The sequence below is a fragment of the Pseudomonas sp. FGI182 genome (assembly GCF_000511325.1).
In the GTDB taxonomy this organism is placed as follows: domain Bacteria; phylum Pseudomonadota; class Gammaproteobacteria; order Pseudomonadales; family Pseudomonadaceae; genus Aquipseudomonas; species Aquipseudomonas putida_Z.
In genome coordinates this window covers 977,735-1,001,913 of the sequence record NZ_CP007012.1, presented here as the reverse complement: position 1 = coordinate 1,001,913, position 24,179 = coordinate 977,735, and the positions used below count along the sequence as shown (strand labels likewise).

The following is a 24,179-nucleotide window of genomic DNA, read 5'->3' as shown; positions in this document are numbered from 1 at the left end:
CAACGTGGCCATGCCTGTGAAAGAGACGCTGTCAGCCTTGGCGCATGTCTTCAGACAGGTGGGGCTGCGGATGTGTCCACCTCGAAATAGAGTCGAGCCAACAAGGCGGGCAACCATGGCCTGACAGGTTCGGCACGTTGCAACAAATGTGGGAGCGGGCTTGCCCCGCGAAGCGCCGCGCGGGCGGCGCTCGATCTCACCGGCGCTGAAAATCTAACGGCGAACCTGGCGAGCCTTCTTCATCTTGAAGGCCACCCACAGCACCAGGATCCACCCCGGAATCAGCATCACCGAGATGCGAATCGGCGGGGTCAGGTACATCACCACCAGGATCAGCACGATGAACGCCAGGCACAGGTAGTTGGTGACCGGGTGCCCCCAGCTTTTGTAGAACGGGGTAATCCCGGCCGCCAGCTTGGCCTTGCGGAACTTCAGGTGAGTGATGCTGATGCTCGCCCAGTTGATCACCAGCGCCGACACCGCCAGGGCCATCAGCAAACCAAAGGCTTCACCCGGCATCAGGTAGTTGATCAGTACGCACAGCCCGGTGGCGAAAGCCGACACACCCAATGCGGTCAGCGGCACGCCGCTACGGCTTACCTTCAGCAACTGACGCGGTGCGTCGCCCTGGCTGGCCAGGCCGAACAGCATGCGGCTGTTGGCGTACACGCAACTGTTGTACACCGACAGCGCCGCCGTCAGCACCACGATATTGAGGATGGTCGCCACCAGGTCACTGTCCAGTTCGTGGAAGATCATCACGAACGGGCTGCCACCCTGCACCACCTTCTGCCACGGGTACAGCGACAGCAGCACCGCCAGGGCACCGATATAGAAGATGAGGATGCGGTACACCACCTGGTTGGTGGCCTTGGGGATGCTCTGACGCGGGTTGTCGGCTTCGGCGGCGGTGATGCCTACCAGCTCCAGGCCACCGAACGAAAACATGATCACTGCCAGTGCCATCACCAGGCCGGTGACGCCGTTGGGGAAGAAGCCGCCGTACTGCCAGAGGTTGGCCACGCTGGCGTCCGGGCCGCCATGGCCGCTGGTCAGCAGCCAGGCGCCGAAGCCGATCATGCTGACGATGGCCACCACCTTGACCAGGGCGAACCAGAACTCCATCTCGCCGTAGACCTTCACCTGGGTCAGGTTGATCAGGTTGATCACCACGAAGAAGATAGCCGCCGTGGCCCAGGTGGGGAAGCCGGGCCACCAGTACTGCACGTAGATACCCACCGCTGTCAGTTCGGCCATGCCGACCAGTACATACACCACCCAGTAGTTCCAGCCCGAGACGAAGCCGGCGAACTCGCTCCAGTACTGGTGGGCGAAGTGGCTGAAGCTGCCGGCCACCGGCTCTTCCACCACCATTTCGCCGAGCTGGCGCATGATCAGGAAGGCCATCAGGCCGGCAATGGCGTAGCCCAGCAGGACGGAAGGGCCGGCCAGCTGGATGGTTTGGGCGATGCCCAGGAACAACCCGGTACCAATGGCCCCGCCCAGCGCGATCAGCTGGATATGGCGATTCTTCAGCCCGCGCTGTAACCGCTCGGGCGTGCTCTGGTCTTGCATGAAGTGTCCTTTAGCTCAGTGAGGCTGTGTTTTTTGTGTTGTTTGCAGTCAAGGATCTAGATCCATCCGCCCCACTGCAAGATGAAAATACCAATGTTGGTGGTGATCGCCGCCATTAGCGTGGTAATCACGATGATCGACGCCGCCAGCTCATGGTTGCCGTTGGCCGCCCGCGCCATGACGTAGCTGGCCGCTGCGGTCGGGCTGCCGATGTACAGGAACAGGATGCCCAGCTCGGCCCCGCGGAAGCCGCATAGCCAGGCGCCGAGGGTGCCGAGCAGCGGTAGCCAGACCATCTTCACCAGGCTGGCGTCGATGGCCAGCCTGCCACTGTCGCGCAGTGCCGCCAGCGACAGCGTGCCACCGATGCAGATCAGCGCCAGCGGCAAGGTCATCTGCGCCAGATAGTCGCCCGAGGTCAGCAGCCAGTTGGGCAGCGGCACCTGGCCGTACGCCATGGGCGTGGCCACCAGCACGCTGATGATCAGCGGGTTGCTGAGGATGCTCTTGCAGATGCTCCACGGGTCGGACTTCAGGTCCGGGCTGTACACCGCCAGCACCACTGCCGACAGCGAGTTGTACATGAGGATGACCAGGCCGGCGAGCACCGCCCCCAGAGAGATGCCGTAGTCGCCATAGAGACTGGCGGCCAGGGCCAGGCCGATCACGCCGTTGTTGCCGCGGAATGCGCCTTGGGTATAGATGCCCCGGTCGGCCAGCGGGCTGCGCCAGATGGCCAGGCCCCAGGCAATGGCGAAGCCGGCCAGGGTGGCGACGACGAAATAGAGAAGGACGCCGGGTTTGACCGCCGTGGCCAGGTCGGCGTGATAGATGCCGAGGAACAGCAGCGCCGGCATGCACACGTTGAACACCAGCTGCGAGGCGACGCGGTTGAAATTGTCGTCGATCAGGCGGATACGTTTGAGCAGCACGCCCATGAACAGCATGGCGAAGACCGGGGCCGTGATGTTCAGTGTCTGGATAAGAAGGGCGAGCATGCGCAAGCGATCCTGGAGGGGGTTGCCGTTAGGGGGCTAATGATACGCCAACGGCCGGGAGTTGCGGGGATCGCGGGGTATTACAGAGAAATTTCTGTCAGTACCGGCCTCTTCGCGGGCTTGCCCGCTCCCACATCTATGGTCCTCCCAGTTTCTGCAATACTGAATCTGGATGCGTAGTTGGCTTGCCGCAATCTATTCGGCGTCGAAGGGTTAAGGTTCGCGCCTTGATGAAAGTCGCGCCTGACGATCCTGATTAGGTAAATCGGCTTTAGAGCCGCGTGGGAGCCCAGGTTTTTCGTCAGGTCGGTTGGCCGTTTACGTCATCTGTTATCCAGCATCGCAAAAACCGTTGGGTGGTGCTTGGTAGCGCAGGGTCAAGCGTTCTGTGCGCTTGGCCCTGCTTCATAAATGCCATGGCTGTGTGCGATTGCCCAAGCTATCCGTGCTAGCCGGTTCGCCAAGGCGCACACAACCACATTCGGGTGATGGCGAGTCAGCAACACTCTCACCCAATCAGCCAATCGCCCAGATTGCTTATCCAGGTGGTTGATGAAGGTATGGCTGCACTGCACCAGTAGCCGTCGCTGATTGCGATCACCGCGTTTGCTGATACCCAGCAAGCGCGGTTTCCCGCCGGTGGTCAGCTGCTTGGGCACCAGGCCTATCGAGGCCGAATAGTCACGTCCTCGTTTGAACTGCTTACCGTCACCTAATTCTGCAGCCAGGGCGCTGGAGGTGATCGGTCCAATACACGGTATGGTCATCAAACGGGTTGCCAGATCATCTCCAGCGACCTGGCTCTCCAGCTCTTTGGTGAGTACCTTGACCTGTTCGTCAAGGTAGTTGAAGTGCGCATGAAACTGTTGGAAAAGGCGAATTACCGAGCCAGGAGCATGAAGTTTTTCCAACGTTTCCGGTAACTCTCTGACCGACTTGAAGGTTGGCGCCAGGCTAACGCCCCACTCAAGCAGGAAAGCATGGATTCGATTGACCGTCGCTGTGCGGTCCCGAATGAAAGCTTCACGGGTCATGTTGAGCATGCTCAGCGCTTGCTGGGCTTCGCTTTTGATTGCAACAAATCGCATTGCCGAACGACTGGCTGCTTCACCAATGGCCTCGGCGTCGGTGTAGTCGTTTTTGTTACTTTTGACATAAGGTCGTACATGCTGCGCGGCAATCAATTTGGGTTGATGACCACAGCTGGCTGCGAATCGAGCCATGAAATGAGCGCCTCCACAGGCCTCCATGGCCAAGGTGCAGGGTGGTAGTTGAGCGATGTAGGAAAAAACCTTGCTGCGAGAAATTTTGCTACGGAACAGGTACTGGCCACGGCTATCCTGGCCGTGGAAATGGAAACAATTTTTGCCTAGATCCAAGCTGGTAAGAGCAAGATTCTGAGTATTCATAACGGCGATCTCCAGTTAGATCCCCCAGTGAAAGCTTAGGCTTTCACTGGGGAGTCCTGGGAGGACCATTTCATTAGGTATTACACAAGCCGCAAGACCTGTGCAGTACCTGTGGGAGCGGGCAAGCCCGCGAAAGGGCCGGTACAAGCCCAGCAGGAATCAGCGCCGAACCGGGCGCTTCTGCAGTTTGCGCTGCAAGGTCCGCCGGTGCATGCCCAGCGCCCGGGCGGTGGCCGAGATATTGCCTTCGTGCTCGTTCAGCACGCGCTGGATGTGTTCCCACTGCAGGCGGTCGACCGACATCGGGTTTTCCGGCACCAGGGTGTCCAGGTCGGTGTGCTCCGACAGCAGCGCCGCCAGCACATCATCGGCATCGGCCGGCTTGCACAGGTAGTTGCAGGCACCGCGCTTGACCGCCTCCACCGCGGTGGCAATGCTCGAGTAACCGGTCAGGATCACCACGCGCATTTCCGGGTCCAGCTCCAGCAGCTTGGGCAACAGCACCAGCCCGGAGTCACCGTCCATCTTCAGGTCCAGCGTGGCGTAGTCCGGCAGGTCCTGCTGGGCCAGGATCAACCCTTCTTCGGCAGAGCTGGCGGTGCTCACGCGGAAACCGCGGCGGCTCATGGCACGGGCCATGACCCGGGTGAAGGTGGCATCGTCATCCACCAGCAGCAGGTGCGGCAGCTCTTCGCCTTCGACCTGGTTTTCTTCGCTCATCATTCATCTCCTCGCTTGCCATAGGGCAGGCGCAGTTCGGTCAGGGTGCCACCCTGTTCATGACTATAGAGTTTCACCGAACCGCCCGCACGGGTCACGCTGGCCTTGCTCAAGAACAGGCCCAGGCCGAAGCCTTTGCCTTTGGTGGTAATGAAGGGTTTGCCGATGGCTTCGGCGATGGCCGGCGGCACGCCGGGGCCATGGTCACGGATGCTGATGACGATGTCATGGGCGTCCCAGTCCAGGCGCACTTCAAGGTCATCGGGGCAGGCATCGGCGGCATTGTTCAACAGGTTCAACAGCGCCTGGGTCAGATCCGGCGGCGGGGTCAGGCGCGGCACTTGGCCGTCGCGCAGGCGCTGGAAGCGGTAGCTGGCTTCCGGGCGCATCAGGTGCCAACGGTTGAGCGCCTCGTCCAGCCAGGCCGTCACGTCCTGCTCCACCACGGCCAGGCGGCGGTTGGCTTCGGCGGCGCGTACCAGCTGTTGCAGGGTTTCCTTGCACAGCTTCACCTGGTCCTGAAGGATCTGCAGGTCTTCCTGCAGCAGCGGGTCGGCGTGGTCCTGACGCATCTCATTCAGCAGCACGCTCATGGTCGCCAACGGCGTGCCCAGCTCATGGGCGGCACCGGCGGCCTGGGTAGCCACGGCCAGCAGCTGCTCGTCGCGCAGGCTTTCTTCACGCCGCTCGGAACGCAGCTGCTCCTGGCGGCGCAGCTCTTCGGCCATGCGCGCGGCAAAGAAGGTGATCACTGCGGCGGCCAGGGCAATGCTCAACCACATGCCGTACACCTGCATCTTGTCCCGCGCCATTGGCAGGCCTTCGAGCGGGTAGAACTGCACCAGCAGCAGGCTGTATGCGGTCAGGGCAATGCCCGAGAGAATCAGCGAATACAACCACGGCAAGGTCACCGCGGCGATCGCCAGCGGCACCAGGTAATACGACACGAACGGGTTGGTCGAGCCGCCGGAGTAATACAGCAAGGCACTGTGGATCAGCAGGTCGCAGGCCAGTTGCAGGGCGTACTCCAGCTCGGTGACCGGCAACGACAGGCGCAGGCGCAGGGCCGTGAAGGCGCACAGCAGCGAAGACAAGGCCAAGGTGCCGGCCAGCGACAGCCAGGGCAAGGGCAGCAGTTCGGTCCAGTAGGCGACGCCCACGGAGCCGGCCTGGGCAGCCAGGACCAGGACCCGAATGACGGTCAGGCGCCAGAGGTTCTGGCGAGTAGCGGACAGCGGTTGTACGGCGGCGAGCATGAGCTCTCCTGATGAGTGCTCCAGAAAAATCGGCTGGAGTATACCGAAGCCAGGCGCCTCGCTGCAGCGATGCGGCAAAGCGCCACACTTTGTCACAGGTTGATGATGGCACTTTTGAACCCACTACACTGTTGCCGGTCTGATGGGCCATGCGTGGAATGGATGACCACAACCCACGCCTTATATTGCCAAGGAGTACCACATGCAAATCCCACGTCGCGGCACCGCCCTGATCCTGTCCTGCGGCCTGCTCGCCAGCCTGCCGGCGCTGGCTGCCGATGAGCCGCGCTACAACCAGGTCTCGCTGCGTGCCGAAGTCAGCAAGGAAGTGGCGCGTGACCTGATGGTCGTTACCCTGTACAGCGAAGCGCAGAACACCGACCCGGGCAAGCTCGCCAAGCAGATCACCGAAACCATGAACAAGGCCGTACAGCAGTCGCGCCAGGTCAAGGACGTGAAGATCAGCCAGGGCAGCCGCAACAGCTACCCGGTATATGACAGCAAGGGCCAGAAGATCACCGGCTGGCGCGAGCGCGCCGAGTTGCGCCTGGAAAGCGCCAACTTCCCGGCCCTGTCGCAGCTGACCGCCGACCTGCTGCAAGAGCTGAAGATGGGTGGCATGGACTTCTCCATCGCCCCGGCCACGCGCAAGGCCAGCGAGGATGCACTGCTCAAGGATGCGGTGGATGCCTTCAAGGCGCGCGCGCAATTGGCTACCGAGGCGCTGGGTGGCAAGGGCTACAAAGTGGTCAGCCTGAACCTCAACAGCAGCGGTTACCCACGCCCGTACCTGCGCAGTGCACCAATGGCGATGAAGGCCATGGGGGCTGATGAGTCGGCACCGGCGCCGGATATCGAGGCCGGGACCAGTGAAGTAAGCATGAATGCCGATGGCCTGATCGAAGTGCAGATGCCTTAAAGGATCCACGAAACACCTGTGGGAGCGGGCTTGCCCGCGAAACAGACACCGCGATGGATGGCACGGGCTTCGCCCGTGTTCGCGGGCATGCCCGCTCCCACAGGAATCGCGTCAAATTAGGATTTTCGGAAGTTTCCTACGCACCAAATAGGTGCTTCCTACATTAACCCCGCCTCGTAACATCCCGCAAAAAGCCATCATTTCGCCTGCGCAAACGTTTAACTTCTTCGAAAGTTATATCAATGCGACATCCATGTACGAACGTACCACTTTTCTGGCGTCAACTATCCCTCTGCATATTGCATTGGGAACAGCCCCTGCATAAGTATCCGCAGGTCGGCTCACGAGGCCACCTCAATCGAAAAATGACAACAATGAGGCCACCATGCTCAAACACGCAGTCATTCCGTTCCTGCTAGGCGCAGGCTTGCTCTCCGGCGCACCGTCGGCCCTCGCCGCGTCCAACCTGGTGTTCTGTTCCGAAGGCAGCCCGGCCGGCTTCGACCCAGGCCAATACACCACAGGGACTGACTTCGACGCCTCGGCCGAGACCGTGTTCAACCGCCTGACCCAGTTCGAACGTGGCGGCACTGCAGTCATCCCGGGTCTGGCGACCAAGTGGGAAGTCTCCGACGACGGAAAGACCTACACCTTCCACCTGCGCGAAGGGGTCAAGTTCCACACCACCGACTACTTCAAACCCACCCGCAACTTCAACGCCGACGACGTGCTGTTCACCTTCAACCGCATGCTCGACAAGAACCACCCGTTCCGCAAGGCCTACCCCACCGAGTTCCCGTACTTCACCGACATGGGCATGGACAAGAACATCGCCAAGCTGGAGAAGCTCGACGAGCACACGGTCAAGTTCACCCTCAACGAAGTCGACGCCGCATTCATCCAGAACCTGGCCATGAGCTTCGCCTCGATCCAGTCCGCCGAATACGCCGACCAGCTGCTCAAGGACGGCAAGGCCGCAGATATCAACCAGAAGCCGATCGGCACCGGCCCGTTCGTGTTCAGCAAGTACCAGAAGGACGCGCAGATCCGCTTCAAGGGCAACAAGGACTACTGGCAACCCGATGACGTGAAGATCGACAACCTGATCTTCGCCATCACCACCGACGCCTCGGTGCGCATGCAGAAGCTGAAGAAGAACGAGTGCCAGGTCACCCTGTTCCCGCGGCCGGCCGACATCCAGCCGCTGAAGCAGGACCCCAAGCTGCAGATGCCGCAACAAGCCGGCTTCAACCTCGGCTACATCGCCTACAACGTGATGGACAAGGTCAAGGGCAGCAACGAGGCCAACCCGCTGGCCCAGCTGAAAGTCCGCGAAGCGCTGGACATGGCCGTGGACAAGAAAAAGATCATCGAGTCGGTCTACCAGGGCGCCGGCCAACTGGCGGTCAACGCCATGCCGCCGACCCAGTGGTCCTATGACGACAGCATCAAGGACGCCTCGTTCGACCCTGAGAAAGCCAAGCAGCTGCTCAAGGAAGCCGGCATCAAGGAAGGCACCGAAATCACCCTGTGGGCGATGCCCGTGCAACGCCCGTACAACCCCAATGCCAAGCTGATGGCCGAGATGCTGCAATCCGACTGGGCCAAGGTCGGCATCAAGGCGAAGATCGTCAGCTATGAATGGGGCGAGTACATCAAGCGCTCCAAAGGCGGCGAACAAGGCGCCATGCTGATCGGCTGGAGCGGTGACAATGGTGACCCGGACAACTGGCTGGGCACCCTGTACGGCTGCGACGCCATGAGCGGCAACAACTTCTCCAAGTGGTGCTACAAGCCCTACGACGACCTGATCAAACAGGCCAAGGCCACCTCCGACCAGGCCAAGCGCACCGAGCTGTACCAGCAGGCACAGCACATCCTCAAGGAGCAGGTGCCGATCACCCCGATCGCCCACTCCACCGTGTACCAGCCCATGAGCGCCAAGGTGAAGGACTTCAAGATCAGCCCGTTCGCGCTGAACTCCTTCTACGGCGTCAGCGTGGACAAATAGGCTAGCCAAGGCACCCGCCGAGCGGCGGGTGCCCCGCCATCCTCGTACCCTTTCATGTCGTCCCGCCGCCATCCGCAGCGGGGTCGGCGACCTGTTGCCGCCATTCGTACCCCGAGGCGGCGCAAACAGACGTAAAAGGACTTTCCATGCGCCATACCACCTGCCTTTCCGCCCTGCTGGCCCTGGGCCTGATCAGCCAATCGCCGGCCCTGCTGGCCAACAACCTGGTGTTCTGCTCCGAAGGCAGCCCGGCCGGCTTCGACACCGCCCAGTACACCAGCGCCACCGACAACGATGCCGCCGAACCGCTCTACAACCGCCTGGTCGAGTTCGAACGCGGCGGCACTGCCGTGCACCCTGCCCTGGCGACCCGCTGGGAGGTCTCCGAGGACGGCCTGCGCTACACCTTCCACCTGCGCGAAGGGGTGAAATTCCACAGCAACAAGGCCTTTGCACCAAGCCGCGACTTCAACGCCGACGACGTGCTGTTCACCTTCAACCGCATGCTCGACAAGAACCACCCGTTCCGCCAGGCCTACCCGACCGAGTTCCCCTATTTCATCAGCATGGGCCTGGACAAGAACATCGCCCGTGTCGAAAAGACCGACCCACTGACCGTGGTGTTCACCCTGAACAGCGTCGATGCCGCGTTCATCCAGAACCTGGCCATGAGCTTCGCTTCCATCCTGTCTGCCGAATACGCCGAACAGCTGATGGCCAGCGGGCGCCCCAGCGACATCAACCAGCAACCGATCGGCACCGGCCCGTTCGTGTTCCAGCGTTATCAGAAGGATTCGCAGATCCGCTACAAGGGCAACAAGGCCTATTGGTCACCGCAGGACGTGAAGATCGACAACCTGGTGTTCTCGATCAACATCGACCCTTCGGTGCGCATCCAGAAGCTGCGCCGCAACGAATGCCAGGTCACCCTGCACCCGCGGCCCGCCGACCTGCCGGCGCTCAAGGCCGACAGCAAACTGCAGGTGCTGCAGCAACCTGGCTTCAACCTTGGCTATATCGCCTACAACACCCAGCACCCACCGTTCGACCGCCTGGAAGTGCGCCAGGCCATGGACATGGCAGTGAACAAGCAGGCGATCATCCAGGCCGTGTACCAGGATTCCGGCCAGCTGGCAGTCAACGCCATGCCGCCGACCCAGTGGTCCTATGACGACAGCATCAAGGACGCGCCCTTCGACCCGGAAAAGGCCAAGCAGCTACTGCAGCAGGCCGGGGTCAAGCCGGGCACCGAGATCACCCTGTGGGCCATGCCGGTGCAGCGCCCGTACAACCCCAACGCCAAGCTGATGGCGGAAATGCTCCAGGCCGACTGGAGCAAGCTCGGCTTCAAGGTGCGCATTGTCAGCTACGAATGGGGCGAGTACCTCAAGCGCATGAAAAGCGGCGAGCACGATATCGCCCTGATCGGCTGGACCGGGGACAACGGTGACCCGGACAACTGGCTGGGCACCCTCTACAACTGCGATGCCATCGGCAGCAACAACTACTCGCTGTGGTGCGATCCGCAGTACGACAGCCTGGTCAAGCAGGCCAAGCAGGTCACCGACCGCACACAGCGCACCGCCCTGTACCAGCAGGCCCAGCAGCGGCTCAAGCAACAGGTGCCGATTACCCCGGTGGCGCATTCCACGGTCAACCAACCGCTCAGCGTCAAGGTTTCCGAGTTCAAGGTCAGCCCGTTCGGGCGCAACGACTTTTCCGGTGTGAGTGTTGATTGAGCATTAGCCGGTACCGGCCTCTTCGCGGGTAAACCCGCTCCCACAGGGTTCTCCTCAGGTTCACGAAACCTGTGGGAGCGGGCGCGCCCGCGAAGAGGCCGGCACAGCCAACACAACGCCCCGATTCTGCCCGGTGACCCCGGGCAACCCTGGCAACACCGCAGCAAGAAGCCCGGCCCACAAGGCCAGGCAATAACTAGAAGAACAGAAAGGGAGCTTTAACCTTGAGACTATTCACCTTGACCGCACTGGCGTTATCCATCAGTGCCTTATCCACCGTGACCCAGGCCGACCCGCAAAGCCAGGAATACGTGCCCATCACTCTCAAAGGCAGCAGCGAGCAGGAGCAGGCCAGCGGCTTCGTCGACGGCCAGAGCCTGTCCGGCAGCACCCGCAACTGGTACGCCCGCGAGCGCGCCGCACGCGCCCCGCTGTGGAAGTACTACAAGAGCGACGGCACCCGCCACGACACCCATAGCCGCGAGAACTGGGTGCAGGGCACCATCCTCAACTACAGCTCCGGCTTCACCCAGGGCACCGTCGGCTTCGCCGTCGAAGCCGCCGGCTACAATGCCATCGCCCTGCTGCAGAACCGCGAGGACGTCGCCGGCCCCAACAACCGCACCCTGACCCACAGCGACGGCGACCCGGTCGGCCAGTGGAGCAAGATGGGCCTGGCCAACGTCAAGGCGCGGGTGTCCAACACCACCCTCACCGTCGGCCGCCAATCGGTGGACACGCCGATGATCGCCTACATCGGCAACCGCGCCCTGCCCTCGAGCTTCCAGGGCGCGTTCCTGCACAGCGCCGAATTCGACAACCTGAGCTTCGACCTGGGCACCTTCGACCGCGTCTCGCCACGTACCGAACAGAGCCTCAGCAAGTTCCGCACCGAGTACAGTGCCACTGGCGTGGAAACCGACCGCGCCAGCACCGCCGGCATCAACTACCAGCCGTTCAAGAGCCTGAGCACCAGCCTGTACGCCACCAAGGTCGACGACTTCTGGAACCAGTACTACTTCGGCGCCAACCACGTGCTCGGCGACAGCGCAGTGCTCAGCCTGAGCACCGGCCTGAACTACTACAAGACCGTCGACGCCGGCAGCAAGAAGATGGGCGAGATCGACAACGACACCTACAGCCTGTCGTTCGGCCTGACGCACCAGGCCCACACCCTCAGCGCCTCCTGGCAGCAGGTCAACGGCAACGAGTACTTCGACTACCTGCACGAAACCAACGGCATCTACCTGGCCAACTCGCTGCTGTCGGACTTCAACGGCCCCAACGAAAAATCGCTGCAGATTTCCTACGTGCTGAACATGGCGCCGTACGGCGTGCCGGGCCTGAAGTTCAACCTGTACAACGCCCGCGGCTGGGGCATCGATGGTACCCATTACCGCGGTACCGCCTACGACGTGAACGGCCTGGATGGCGAAACCCACTACGAGTGGGGCTTCGGCACCAGCTACGCGGTACAGAGCGGGCCGCTGAAAGACACCAGCATCCGCGCCACCTACACCGCGCACCGCGCCAGCAAGGCCCAGGGCGATGGCAGCCTGGATGAGTTCCGGGTGGTTACCACCATTCCATTCAACATTCTCTGACCGCCGGCGCCACGGCCTGCTTCGCTGCGGGCCGTGGCGGCTACGCTGGAATCAATGCAAGCAGGGAGTCCACCCATGCAGAGAGCTTTCATGAAATCGCTACCGCTACGCCTCGCCCTGGCAGCGCTGGTACTGGGCAGCGCCACGCAGCTGGCGGCCAAGCCGCTGGTAGTGTGCTCCGAGGCCAGCCCGGAAGGGTTCGACGTTGTCCAGTACACTACGGGGGTCACCTTCGATGCCACCTCCGAAGCGCTGTTCAACCGCCTGGTCGACTTCAAGCCTGGCACCACCGACGTCCAGCCGGCCCTGGCCGAACGCTGGGACATCGCACCGGACGGCCTGACCTACACCTTCCACCTGCGCCAAGGGGTGAAGTTCCACAAGACCGACTACTTCACGCCCACTCGCGAATTCAATGCCGATGACGTGCTGTGGAGCCTGCGCCGTCAGCTCGACCCGGCGCACCCGTGGCACGACAAGACCAGCGTCGGCTACCCGTACTTCGAAAGCATGTCCTTCAAAAGCCTGCTCAAGTCGGTGGACAAGACCGATGACCACACCGTGGTGATCACCCTCACCCGCCCGGAAGCACCGTTCCTGCGGGACATGGCCATGGGCTTCACCTCGATCTACTCCGCCGAATACGGCGACCAGTTGCTCAAGGCCGGCAAGACCGCCGAGCTGAACAGCAAGCCGATCGGCACCGGCCCGTTCATCTTCCAGCGTTACAGCAAGGACGCCCAGGTCCGCTTCAAACCCAACCCGGACTACTTCCGCGGCAAGCCCCCGGCCGACGCCCTGATATTCGCCATCGCCACCGACAGCAACGTGCGCCTGCAAAAGCTGCGCGCCAACGAATGCCAGGTGGCGCTGTACCCCAAACCGGAGGACGTGCCGACGATCAAGGCCGACCCCAAGCTCAAGGTCGCCGAGACCGAAGCGCTGGTTACCGGCTATATCGCCATGAACACCCAGCACAAGTACCTCAGCGATGTGCGCGTGCGCAAAGCCATCAACATGGCCTTCGACCGCCAGACACACGTCGACCAGCTGTTTGGCAAGAACAACGCGCTGGTGGGCGTGAACCCATACCCGCCGACCATGCTCGGTTACAACACCACCAACCAGAACCCGCCTCGGGACCTGGCCAAGGCCCGTGCCCTGCTCAAGGAAGCTGGCGTACCGGAAGGTACCGTGATCACCCTGTTCACCCGCAACGGCGGCGGCATGACCAACCCCAACCCCCGCCTGTCCGCCGAGATGCTGCAGGCCGACCTGAAACAGGTCGGCCTGAAGCTGGATATCCGCGTGATGGAATGGGCCGAAATGCTGCGTCGTGCCAAGAACGGCGAAGCCGACCTGGTCTCCACCGGCTGGGCAGGCGACAACGGTGACCCGGACAACTTCCTCACCCCGCTGCTGAGCTGCGAGGCCGCCAAGAACGGCGAGAACTACGCCCGCTGGTGCAATCCGCAGTTCCAGGAACTCATCACGCGTGCACGGCAGATGACGGATGACAATGAGCGCCGATGGGTCTATGCCGAGGCTTTAAGGGTGTACGATGACGACCAACCCTGGATCAGCATGGCCCACCCCAAGGTGTTCGCCGCCATGCGTGACAACGTGGAGGGCTACGTAATCAGCCCTCTGGCCAACAACAACTTCGCCACCACCAAGGTGAAGTAGAACAACAACGACCGCCGGCAACCCACACGGGGACCGGCGGCACCCCGTAGCGTGCTGCTAGCCGCACGGCCTGATGAGGTAACCCCGACAATGTTGAGCTTTATTGCCCGGCGCCTTGGCCTGCTGATACCGACCTTTTTCGGTATCACCTTGCTGACCTTCGCGCTCATACGCCTGATCCCCGGCGACCCGGTGGAAGTGATGATGGGCGAGCGCAGGGTCGACCCCGAAATGCATGCCCAGGCCATGGAGCGCCTGGGCCTGAACAAGCCGCTGCCGGTCCAGTACCTGGACTACGTCGGCAAGCTGGCCCAGGGTGACCTCGGTGAATCGCTGCGCACCCGCGAGAGCGTGTGGAGCGAGTTCCTCACCCTGTTCCCGGCCACCCTGGAACTGGCCTTTGCCGCCCTGTTGTTCGCCGGCATCGTCGGCCTGCTGGCCGGCGTGATCGCCGCGCTCAAGCGCGGATCGCTGTTCGACCACGGGGTGATGGGCATTTCCCTGGCCGGTTACTCGATGCCGATCTTCTGGTGGGGCCTGATCCTGATCATGTTCTTCTCGGTAAGCCTGGGCTGGACCCCGGTGTCCGGGCGCATCGACCTGCTCTACGACATCGAGCCGAAGACCGGCTTCATGCTCATCGACACCCTGCTCAGCGACGAGGAAGGTGCATTCAAGGACGCGGTGATGCACCTGATCCTGCCGGCCATCGTGCTCGGCACCATCCCGCTGGCGGTGATTGCCCGCATGACCCGCTCGTCGATGCTCGAAGTGCTGCGCGAGGACTACATCCGCACCGCCCGCGCTAAAGGCCTGTCGCCGGCCCGCGTGGTGTTCGTGCACGGCCTGCGCAACGCGCTGATCCCGGTACTGACCATATTCGGCCTGCAGGTCGGCACGTTGCTGGCCGGTGCGGTGCTGACCGAAACCATCTTTTCCTGGCCGGGCATCGGCAAGTGGCTGATCGAAGCCATCGGTGCCCGTGACTACCCCGTGGTCCAGAACGGCATCCTGTTGATCGCCTGCCTGGTGATCCTGGTCAACTTCGTCGTGGATATCCTCTACGGCCTGGCCAACCCACGCATCCGTCATCAGCGCTGAGACCTTCGCCATGACTAGCCCGATTCCGAAATCCGTCACACCGGTCAGCCCGGTGGACCAGAGCCTGCTCTACCCCTCGCCATACAAAGAATTCTGGCAAGCCTTCGCCCGCAACAAAGGCGCGGTGATGGGCCTGGCCTTCATGTGCCTGGTGGTGTTCTGCGCGCTGTTCGCGCCGTGGGTCGCCCCGCACGACCCGAGCGAGCAGTACCGCGAATTCCTGCTGACCCCACCGGTGTGGCTCGAAGGTGGCAGCTGGCAGTTCATCCTCGGCACCGACGAGCTGGGCCGCGACCTGCTTTCGCGGCTGATCCAGGGCGCGCGGCTGTCGCTGCTGATCGGCCTGTCGTCGGTGGTGATGTCGCTGATCCCTGGCATCCTGCTGGGCCTGCTGGCCGGTTTCTTCCCGCAACTGCTCGGCCCGTCGATCATGCGCCTGATGGACGTGATGCTGGCCCTGCCCTCGCTGCTGCTGGCAGTGGCCATCGTCGCCATCCTCGGCCCAGGCCTGATCAACACCGTGATCGCCATTGCCATCGTGTCGTTGCCATCCTACGTGCGCCTGACCCGCGCCGCCGTGATGGGCGAGCTGAACCGCGACTACGTCACCGCCGCACGCCTGGCTGGTGCCGGGCTGCCACGGCTGATGTTCGTCACTGTGCTGCCCAACTGCATGGCACCGCTGATCGTGCAGGCCACCCTCAGCTTCTCCTCGGCCATCCTCGACGCCGCCGCCCTGGGCTTCCTTGGCCTTGGCGTACAGCCGCCGACCCCGGAGTGGGGCACCATGCTGGCTTCGGCCCGTGACTACATCGAGCGCGCCTGGTGGGTGGTGAGCCTGCCCGGCCTGACCATTCTGCTCAGTGTGCTGGCAATCAACCTGATGGGCGACGGCCTGCGCGATGCGCTGGACCCGAAACTCAAGAACGCCGCCTGAGGAGAACGCCATGTCACTGTTGCAGATCAACAACCTGAACGTGCGCTTCGGCGACGCCAATGCGGTACCGGTGGTCGATGGCCTGGACCTGACGGTGGAGGCCGGCGAGATCCTGGCCATTGTCGGCGAATCCGGCTCGGGCAAGTCCGTGACCATGATGGCCCTGATGGGCCTGATCGACGCCCCCGGGCGCATCACCGCCGACTCGCTCACCTTCGACGGCACCGACATGCTCAAGCTCAGCGGCCGCCAGCGACGCAAGGTGGTGGGCAAGGACATCGCCATGGTCTTCCAGGACCCGATGACCGCGCTCAACCCCAGCTACACCGTGGGCTACCAGATCGAGGAAGTGCTGCGCCAGCACCTGGGCCTGAAGGGCAAGGCCGCGCGCCAGCGTGCCCTGGAGCTGCTGAAAAAGGTCGAGATCCCGGCTGCGGAAAGCCGCCTGGACGCCTACCCGCACCAGCTGTCCGGCGGCATGAGCCAGCGCGTGGCGATTGCCATGGCGATTGCCGGCGAGCCCAAGCTGCTGATTGCCGACGAACCCACCACTGCGCTGGACGTGACCATCCAGGCGCAGATCATGGAGCTGCTGGTCAACCTGCAGAAGGAGCGCAACATGGCGCTCATCCTGATCACCCACGACCTCGCCGTGGTCGCCGAAACGGCCAGGCGGGTGTGCGTGATGTACGCCGGCCAGGCCGTTGAAGTGGGCCAGGTGCCGGAGCTGTTCGACGTACCCGCCCACCCCTACAGCGAAGCGTTGCTGGCGGCGATCCCCGAGCACAGCATCGGTGCCGAACGCCTGGCCACCCTGCCCGGCATCGTCCCCGGCCGCTACGACCGCCCCGTGGGTTGCCTGCTGTCACCGCGCTGCCCGTACGTGCAAGACAACTGCCGGCGCCAGCGCCCGCCCCTCGATCCCCAGGCCCATGGCCTGGTGCGTTGCTTCTACCCGCTGAACCAGGAGGTGGCGTGATGGCCGTCGTTCTATCCGCCCGGGAGCTGACCCGGCATTACGAAGTCTCCCGCGGGCTGTTCAAGGGCCACGCCCTGGTCCGCGCGCTGAATGGCGTGTCGTTCGAACTGGAGGCCGGCAAGACCCTGGCCGTGGTCGGTGAGTCCGGCTGTGGCAAGTCGACCCTGGCCCGCGCACTGACCCTGATCGAAGAGCCGTCGTCCGGCTCGCTGCAAATTGCCGGCACCGAAGTGAAAGGCGCCAGCAAGAGCGAGCGCAAGCAACTGCGCCGCGACGTACAGATGGTGTTCCAGAGCCCCTACGCCTCGCTCAACCCACGGCAGAAGATTGGTGACCAGCTGGCCGAGCCGTTGCTGATCAACACCTCGCTGAGCAAGGCCGAGCGGCGAGAAAAGGTGCAGAAGATGATGGAACAGGTCGGCCTGCGCCCCGAGCATTACCAGCGCTACCCGCACATGTTCTCCGGCGGCCAGCGCCAGCGTATCGCCCTGGCCCGGGCAATGATGCTGCAGCCCAAGGTGCTGGTGGCGGACGAACCGACCTCGGCGCTGGACGTGTCGATCCAGGCCCAGGTGCTGAACCTGTTCATGGATTTGCAGAAGGAGTTCAACACCGCCTACGTGTTCATCTCGCACAACCTGGCGGTGGTGCGGCATGTGGCCGATCAGGTGCTGGTGATGTACCTCGGCCGGCCGGCGGAGATGGGGCCGAAAGAAGATATCTACGAAAGGCCGTTGCACCCGTATACCCAGGCCCTGCTGTCAGCGACGCCGGCGATTCACCCGGACCCTTTGAAGCCGAAGATCCGCATTGCCGGGGAGTTGCCCAACCCGCTGAACCCACCGGATGGGTGTGCGTTTCACAAGCGTTGCCCGTATGCGACCGAGCGGTGTGCCAAGGAAGTGCCGGCGCTCAGGCAGGTGAGTACACGGCAGGTGGCTTGTCACTATGCCGAGCAGTTTCTCTAGCCTTTAGATAGCCGGGGCTGCTTTGCAGCCCATCGCGACACAAGGCCGCTCCTACAAGGGACCGCGATCTCCTGTAGGAGCGGCCTTGTGTCGCGATGGGCCGCAAAGCGGCCCCAAAAATCTCAATGCATGAAGAACCAGATCAGGATAATCACCGGAATCGGCACCCCAATCATCCAGAGCAGTATCGAGCGCATGGCCTTTCTCCTTGTTCGATGTTGAACAGACCGGTGCACTCGCCATGCCATCCCTGTCAAAAAAACACTCTCAACCGAATCAACGGCTTACTGCCCAAGCCGCTTGGCAAAACCGTGCAATATGCCGGATCCGCACCCTTGCGGCTGGGTGTTCTGCAATGCACTATCAGGCTCATGACCGCCACCACCCTCCCCGACGGCCCCGAGCAGACCCCGCTCACCGCCGACACCGTGCTGCGCTACCACCTGTGCTGGAAGCACCGCGATCTCGACGGCGTCATGGCGCTCTACCACCCCGACATCCAGTACCACGACTTCTTCCAGAACCGCGTGCTCGGCTTCCAGGAACTGCGTGACTACGTACGCGCCTGCCTGCCCCATGAAGCCGGTGAAGATATCGTGCACAGCGACCGCATCCGCGTCGACGGCTGTACCGCGTTCATCCAGTACCAGGTCACGGTCCAGGGCGGTGACGGCCTGGTGGCGTTCCAGTCCAGCGAGGCGATTACCGTGAAGGACGGCCTGATCTGGCAGGTCAACGAATACGCCACGCTGGTCCGCCGGAGCAGCAGTGGCCATGCCAGCAGCGGCCCGCGCCCGGCCACCAGCCGCCTGGGCCTGTCACCCCGACAGCTGTCGACCATGGCCCAGGACCTGGAACACTACTTCCAGCGCCAGCGCCCCTACCTGGACCCGGAGCTGGACCTGCAGCAGGTGGCCGACGCCAGCGGCTACAGCCGCAACCAGATCTCCTACCTGCTCAACCAGGTGCTCGGGCAAAGCTTCTACCGCTACGTCAACCAGGCCCGCCTGCAGCACTTGATGGCCAGCCTCGACGACGACAGCATCGAAGCCACGATCGACGAGCTGGCGTTCAATGCCGGTTTCAACTCGTTGTCGGCGTTCTACAAGTGTTTTCGCGAACACACCGGGCTTACGCCCAAGGCGTACCTGAAGCAAATTTCCCTGCGTGCACGCACGTAGGACAGCCGCCCGCCGACACCACTAGGATCGCCCACAGACCTTGGATGTGGAGCCGAACCCGATGCAACCCCTGCGCACGCTCAGCCTGTGGATGGACCAGCTCGACGAGCCGTTGTGCGCCCGCCCGGCCCTGCGCGAGGACCTGGACGCGGATGTATGCATCATCGGCGCTGGCTACACCGGCCTGTGGACCGCCTACTACCTCAAGCGCCAGGCGCCACAGTTGAACATCGCGGTAATCGACGCCAACATCGCCGGCTTCGGCGCCTCGGGGCGCAACGGCGGCTGGCTGATGGGCAACCTGCTCGGCGAAGACCGCCTGCTGGCCACCCTGTCGCCGCAACAGCGCCGCGCCAGCATCGATCTGCTGCATGGCATCCCCGATGAAGTACACCGCGTGCTGCATCGCGAGAGCATCGACTGCGACTACCGCAAAGGCGGCGTGCTGTACTGCGCCGCGCGCTACCCGGAACAGGAGCGCAGCCTGCGCGCCTACCTCGACGATCTTTATCGCCAAGGCATGACCGAGGACGACTACCGCTGGCTGCGCCCCGAACAGCTTGACGCTCAGTTGCGGGTCAGCAACGCCTATGGCGCCATCTACAACCCGCACACCGCAACCATCCAACCCGCCAAGCTGGCGCGTGGCCTGGCCCGGGCGGTAGAGGCGCTGGGCGTACCCATCTACGAAAACACCCCAGCCATCGACTGGCAGCCGGGTGAGGTGCGTACCCCGTTGGCGCGCATCCGTTGCCAATGGATGGTACCCGCCGTGGAGGGCTACGCCGCCAGCCTGCCGCCATTGGGCAAACATCAGCTGCCGGTACAGAGCCTGTTGGTGGCCACCGAACCACTGCCGGAGGCCACCTGGCAACAGATCGGCCTGAACCAGGGCCAGGCGTTCAGCGAAAGCAGCCGCCAGGTCACCTACGGCCAGCGCACCGCCGACAACCGGCTGGTATTCGGCGCCCGTGGCGGCTACCGCTTCGGTGGCCGCCTGCGCGAAAACTTCAACCTGGACGAACAGGAAATCGAGCTGCGCCGCTACCTGTTCAGCGAGTTGTTCCCGCAGCTGAAGCACGTGCGTATCACCCATTCCTGGGGCGGCAACCTGGGCATGGCTCGGCGCTTCCGCCCGCACATGCTCTGCGACCGCCAGCGCGGCATCGCCCTGGCGGGCGGCTACGGCGGCGAAGGCGTCGGCGCCACCAACCTGGGCGGGCGCACCCTGGCGGCGCTGATCCTCAACCAGCACAACGAACTGACCGCGCAACCCTGGGTACTCGACAACCGCCCGCTTTCAAGCCTGGCCAGTTGGCCACCCGAGCCCTGCCGCTGGCTGGGCTACAACGCGATCATCCAGAGCTTCGTCCACGAGGACCGGACCCTCGCCAACCCCGCCAGCGCGCCTTGGAGGCGGCGCCTGGCCAGCAATCTTGCAGACTTCATGGAAGGCTTCATGCACTGACTTCCCTTTCCCCGACACAGGATTTACCGGTCATGAGCATCACCCATTTCAAGAACACCGACAGCGCCGTGCTCGATAGCTCCAACCCCGTTGCGGTACCACTCGGCGAGCCCGTGGCGGTAACGTCGGTCACCTGTGTGGAGCGCAGCGACGGCGTCGAAACCGGCATCTGGGAGTGCACCCCCGGGCGCTGGCGGCGGCAGATCGTGCAGCAGGAGTTCTGCCATTTCACCAAGGGCCGCTGCACCTTCACCCCTGACGGTGGCGAGCCCCTGTTCATAGAAGCCGGAGACGCACTGATGCTACCGGCCAACAGCACAGGCACCTGGGACATCCAGGAGACCGTGCGCAAGACCTACGTCCTTATTTTCTGATCCGCTGATCGCCTGCCTTCGATAACAACACACAAAGCAAGGTAACCCCGACATGCGCACGCTCCTTCTCGCCCCCCTGATACTGGCCGCCAGCGTGGCCGGTGCCGCCGAAACGGTGAAGATCTACAACTGGTCCAGCTACGTTGCCCCCGACACACTGAAGAACTTCCAGCAAGCCAGCGGTATCGTGCCCACCTACGACGTTTACGACAGCAACGAAACCCTCGACGGCAAGCTGATGACCGGCAACTCCGGCTACGACGTGGTGTTCCCGTCCAACCACTTCATGGCCCGTCAAATCCAGGGCAAAGCCCTGAAGCAGCTGGACAAGTCGCAGCTGCCCAACTGGCACAACCTCAACCCGGTGTTGCTCAAGGCACTAGAGGTCAATGACCCGGGTAACCAATACGGCTTCCCGTATCTGTGGGGCAGCACCGGCATCGGCTACAACGTCGACAAGGTCAAGGCGGTGCTCGGCGACAGCGCGCCAATAAACTCGTGGGACCTGATCTTCAAGCCTGAGTACATGAGCAAGCTGAAAAGCTGCGGCGTCGCCGTGCTGGACAACGGCCCTGAGCTGTTACCGATCGCCCTGCACTACCTGGGCCTGCCGCACCACAGCCAGAACCCGGCGGACTACGACAAGGCCAAGGCGCTGCTGATGCAGGTGCGGCCATACATCAGCTACTTCCACTCATCGAAGTACACCGGCGACCTGGCCAACGGCGATATCTGCGTGGTGGTCGGTTTCTCGGGGGATGTGCTGCAGGCGAAGAATCGTGCCGAGGAGGCGAAGAACGGGGTGAACGTGGGGTATTCGATACCCAGGGAAGGCGCACCGATGTGGTTCGACATGGTTGCCATGCCGGCCGATGCACCGGATGAGAAGGCCGGGTATGCCTACATGAACTACCTGCTGCAGCCGGAGGTGATGGCCAACATCAGCAACCATGTGCAGTACGCCAACGGCAACCTTGAGGCGGACGGGCTGGTGGATCCGGCGATGAAGGGTAATACGATGGTTTACCCGAGCGAGGAAGTGATGGGCAAGCTGTATGCGCTGGAGGCAATGCCGGCGAAGATCGACCGTATTCGGACGAGGATCTGGACCAGTATCAAGGCAGGAAACTGAGTGCGGCCGTAACGCGGTCACTGTGGGAGCGGGTTTACCCGCGAATGCGATGTTGAATTCACCGACGCATTCGCGGGTAAACCCGCTCCCACAGGGGTCAGATGCAAGCTTTCCGAATCAGTGGTGCTCGCGGGTAGCGCGGAACTTGATGTCCGGCCAGCGCTCTTCCATCAGCGACAGGTTGACCCGGGTCGGCGCCAGGTAGGTCAGGTGCCCGCCACCGTCGATGGCCAGGTTCTCCATGGCCTTGTTCTGGAATTCCTCGAGCTTCTTCTTGTCGTCACAGCCGATCCAGCGGGCCGACCATACGGTGATCGGCTCGTAGGCGCACTCGACCTTGTACTCTTCCTTCAGGCGGCTGGCGACCACGTCGAACTGCAGCACACCGACTGCACCGAGGATGATGTCGTTGCTGCGCTCTGGGAAGAACACCTGGGTAGCACCTTCTTCGGCCAGCTGTTGCAGGCCCTGGCGCAGCTGCTTGGATTTCAGTGGGTCCTTCAGGCGCACGCGGCGGAACAGCTCCGGGGCGAAGTGCGGGATACCGGTGAAGCCCAGCGCCTCGCCTTCGGTGAAGGTGTCGCCGATCTGGATGGTGCCGTGGTTGTGCAGGCCGATGATGTCGCCGGCATAGGCCTCTTCCAGCTGCTCGCGCTCGGAGGAGAAGAAGGTCAGCGCATCGCCGATACGCAGGTCCTTGTTGATCCGCACGTGGCGCATCTTCATGCCCTTCTCGTACTTGCCCGAGCAGATACGCATGAAGGCGATGCGGTCGCGGTGTTTCGGGTCCATGTTCGCCTGGATCTTGAACACGAAGCCGGTGAACTTCTCTTCCACAGGCTCCACGGTGCGCTCGTGAGCCACACGGCCCAGCGGGCGCGGCGCCCAGTCGACGACGGCGTCAAGCACATGGTCGACACCGAAGTTGCCCAGCGCGGTACCGAAGAACACCGGGGTCAGCTGGCCGTTGATGAACTCTTCCTGGTTGAACTCGTGGCAGGCGCCCTGCACCAGCTCCAGCTGTTCGACGAACGAATCGTACTGGTCGCCCAGGTGGGCACGGGCTTCGTCCGAGTCCAGCTTCTGGATGATCTTGGCTTCGGTGCGCTCGTGGCCGTGGCCCGGGGTGTACACCACGATGTAGTCACCGGTCAGGTGGTACACGCCCTTGAAGTCGCGGTAGCAACCGATCGGCCAGGTGATCGGCGCGGCCTTGATCTTCAGCACGGCTTCGATCTCGTCCAGCAGCTCGATCGGGTCGCGGATGTCGCGGTCGAGTTTGTTGATGAAGCTGACGATCGGCGTGTCGCGCAGGCGGCACACGTCCATCAGGGCGATGGTACGTGGCTCTACACCTTTACCGCCGTCGAGCACCATCAGCGCCGAGTCCACCGCGGTCAGGGTGCGGTAGGTGTCTTCCGAGAAGTCTTCGTGGCCGGGGGTGTCGAGCAGGTTGATCATGTGCTCGCGGTACGGGAACTGCATCACCGAGGTGGTGATGGAGATGCCGCGCTGCTTCTCCATTTCCATCCAGTCGGAGGTGGCGTGGCGGTCGGACTTGCGCGACTTCACGGTACCGGCGACGGCAATGGCCTTGCCCATCAGCAGCAGCTTCTCGGTGATGGTGGTCTTACCGGCGTCGGGGTGGGAAATGATTGCGAAAGTGCGGCGCTTCGCGACTTCGGCGGCCTGGTTGGTCATGGGAAATCGCCTGACTGGGGGATTTAAAAGGGGCGATATCATACCTGAAGTTGGGCCGGGACCAAAACTTGCTGAACCGGCGGTGCCTGTTCCGGCCCTTTCGCGGGCACGCCCGCTCCCACAGGCACTGCACAGGCCTGAACAGCAGTGGAGATCCCTGTGGGAGCGGGCGAGCCCGCGAAAGGGCCGGCACTGCCACCACAAATTCAACAACTAGCCACTTATCACGACAAATGGCCCAAGAGCAGTTATTTCAACGCCTACAGCGCACTAACCCGCTGCTTTTTCTCGTCAATTTTCCAACCAACCAGTGATTAACGCTGGCCAAATGCCGCCCCAGATGGGAACCTTTACGCCCACGGAGACGTCCACTCCCCTGCAACCCGCTTCGGTTGGGGAGCTGGTTTCATCAGCATTTTCG

General features: G+C 62.7%; 19 protein-coding genes. 13 read left to right on the top strand and 6 right to left on the bottom strand.

Annotated elements, in window-relative coordinates:
* Window positions 1-213 precede the first annotated feature (213 nt).
* The 5 genes from C163_RS04515 to C163_RS04495 form a co-directional block, all read right to left on the bottom strand.
* Window positions 214-1,575, bottom strand: coding sequence for an amino acid permease (locus C163_RS04515; protein WP_025337808.1), 1,362 nt, complete (start codon window positions 1,573-1,575; stop codon window positions 214-216).
* A 56-nt stretch (window positions 1,576-1,631) separates the two neighbouring features.
* Entirely contained in the window at window positions 1,632-2,573 is a 942-nt protein-coding gene (locus C163_RS04510) for an AEC family transporter (RefSeq protein WP_025337807.1), read from the bottom strand.
* 377 nt (window positions 2,574-2,950) lie between these two features.
* Entirely contained in the window at window positions 2,951-3,982 is a 1,032-nt protein-coding gene (locus C163_RS04505; RefSeq protein WP_025337750.1) for an IS110 family transposase, read from the bottom strand.
* A gap of 159 nt (window positions 3,983-4,141) precedes the next feature.
* On the bottom strand, window positions 4,142-4,702 hold the full coding sequence (locus tag C163_RS04500) for a response regulator transcription factor (RefSeq protein WP_025337806.1): 561 nt from the start codon (window positions 4,700-4,702) through the stop codon (window positions 4,142-4,144).
* Complete coding sequence (locus C163_RS04495) at window positions 4,702-5,958, bottom strand: ATP-binding protein (protein ID WP_025337805.1); 1,257 nt, start codon at window positions 5,956-5,958, stop codon at window positions 4,702-4,704. Before C163_RS04495 ends, C163_RS04500 begins: the two co-directional genes overlap by 1 nt.
* Before the next feature lie 202 nt (window positions 5,959-6,160).
* Here C163_RS04495 and C163_RS04490 point away from each other — a divergent pair, with 202 nt between their 5' ends.
* The 13 genes from C163_RS04490 (at window position 6,161) to C163_RS04430 (ending at window position 22,057) form a co-directional block, all read left to right on the top strand.
* Window positions 6,161-6,877 carry an SIMPL domain-containing protein gene (locus tag C163_RS04490; protein ID WP_015269044.1) on the top strand — a complete coding sequence of 239 codons (717 nt, stop codon included), beginning with the start codon at window positions 6,161-6,163 and terminating at the stop codon, window positions 6,875-6,877.
* 385 nt (window positions 6,878-7,262) lie between these two features.
* Window positions 7,263-8,888 carry an ABC transporter substrate-binding protein gene (locus C163_RS04485; protein WP_025337804.1) on the top strand — a complete coding sequence of 542 codons (1,626 nt, stop codon included), beginning with the start codon at window positions 7,263-7,265 and terminating at the stop codon, window positions 8,886-8,888.
* A gap of 146 nt (window positions 8,889-9,034) precedes the next feature.
* The gene (locus C163_RS04480) at window positions 9,035-10,627 is read left to right on the top strand and encodes an ABC transporter substrate-binding protein (RefSeq protein ID WP_025337803.1); all 1,593 of its coding nucleotides are present in this window, start codon (window positions 9,035-9,037) and stop codon (window positions 10,625-10,627) included.
* 224 nt (window positions 10,628-10,851) lie between these two features.
* Window positions 10,852-12,231, top strand: a complete 1,380-nt coding sequence (locus C163_RS04475) for an OprD family porin (RefSeq protein ID WP_025337802.1) — start codon at window positions 10,852-10,854, stop codon at window positions 12,229-12,231.
* Window positions 12,232-12,306: 75 nt separating this feature from the next.
* Window positions 12,307-13,917, top strand: coding sequence for an ABC transporter substrate-binding protein (locus tag C163_RS04470; protein ID WP_025337801.1), 1,611 nt, complete (start codon window positions 12,307-12,309; stop codon window positions 13,915-13,917).
* Window positions 13,918-14,007: 90 nt separating this feature from the next.
* Window positions 14,008-15,018 (top strand): ABC transporter permease subunit, encoded by a 1,011-nt coding sequence (locus C163_RS04465; RefSeq protein ID WP_025337800.1) that lies wholly within the window; start codon window positions 14,008-14,010, stop codon window positions 15,016-15,018.
* A 10-nt stretch (window positions 15,019-15,028) separates the two neighbouring features.
* Entirely contained in the window at window positions 15,029-15,955 is a 927-nt protein-coding gene (locus C163_RS04460) for an ABC transporter permease subunit (protein WP_025337799.1), read from the top strand.
* A gap of 10 nt (window positions 15,956-15,965) precedes the next feature.
* Window positions 15,966-16,934 carry an ABC transporter ATP-binding protein gene (locus C163_RS04455; protein WP_003257886.1) on the top strand — a complete coding sequence of 323 codons (969 nt, stop codon included), beginning with the start codon at window positions 15,966-15,968 and terminating at the stop codon, window positions 16,932-16,934.
* Entirely contained in the window at window positions 16,934-17,902 is a 969-nt protein-coding gene (locus C163_RS04450; RefSeq protein ID WP_024086321.1) for a peptide ABC transporter ATP-binding protein, read from the top strand. The genes C163_RS04455 and C163_RS04450 overlap by 1 nt, the downstream gene beginning before the upstream one ends.
* A gap of 371 nt (window positions 17,903-18,273) precedes the next feature.
* Window positions 18,274-19,083 (top strand): nuclear transport factor 2 family protein, encoded by an 810-nt coding sequence (locus C163_RS04445; RefSeq protein ID WP_025337798.1) that lies wholly within the window; start codon window positions 18,274-18,276, stop codon window positions 19,081-19,083.
* Between the two features lie 61 nt (window positions 19,084-19,144).
* The gene (locus C163_RS04440; protein ID WP_025337797.1) at window positions 19,145-20,551 is read left to right on the top strand and encodes an FAD-binding oxidoreductase; all 1,407 of its coding nucleotides are present in this window, start codon (window positions 19,145-19,147) and stop codon (window positions 20,549-20,551) included.
* 32 nt (window positions 20,552-20,583) lie between these two features.
* The gene (locus C163_RS04435; protein ID WP_025337796.1) at window positions 20,584-20,925 is read left to right on the top strand and encodes a cupin domain-containing protein; all 342 of its coding nucleotides are present in this window, start codon (window positions 20,584-20,586) and stop codon (window positions 20,923-20,925) included.
* Window positions 20,926-20,977: 52 nt separating this feature from the next.
* Window positions 20,978-22,057, top strand: a complete 1,080-nt coding sequence (locus C163_RS04430) for a polyamine ABC transporter substrate-binding protein (protein WP_025337795.1) — start codon at window positions 20,978-20,980, stop codon at window positions 22,055-22,057.
* 117 nt (window positions 22,058-22,174) lie between these two features.
* Here C163_RS04430 and C163_RS04425 read toward each other — a convergent pair whose 3' ends face one another.
* Window positions 22,175-23,758: a peptide chain release factor 3 gene (locus tag C163_RS04425; RefSeq protein ID WP_003257876.1), complete on the bottom strand. Its 1,584-nt coding sequence runs from the start codon at window positions 23,756-23,758 to the stop codon at window positions 22,175-22,177.
* Window positions 23,759-24,179 lie beyond the last annotated feature (421 nt).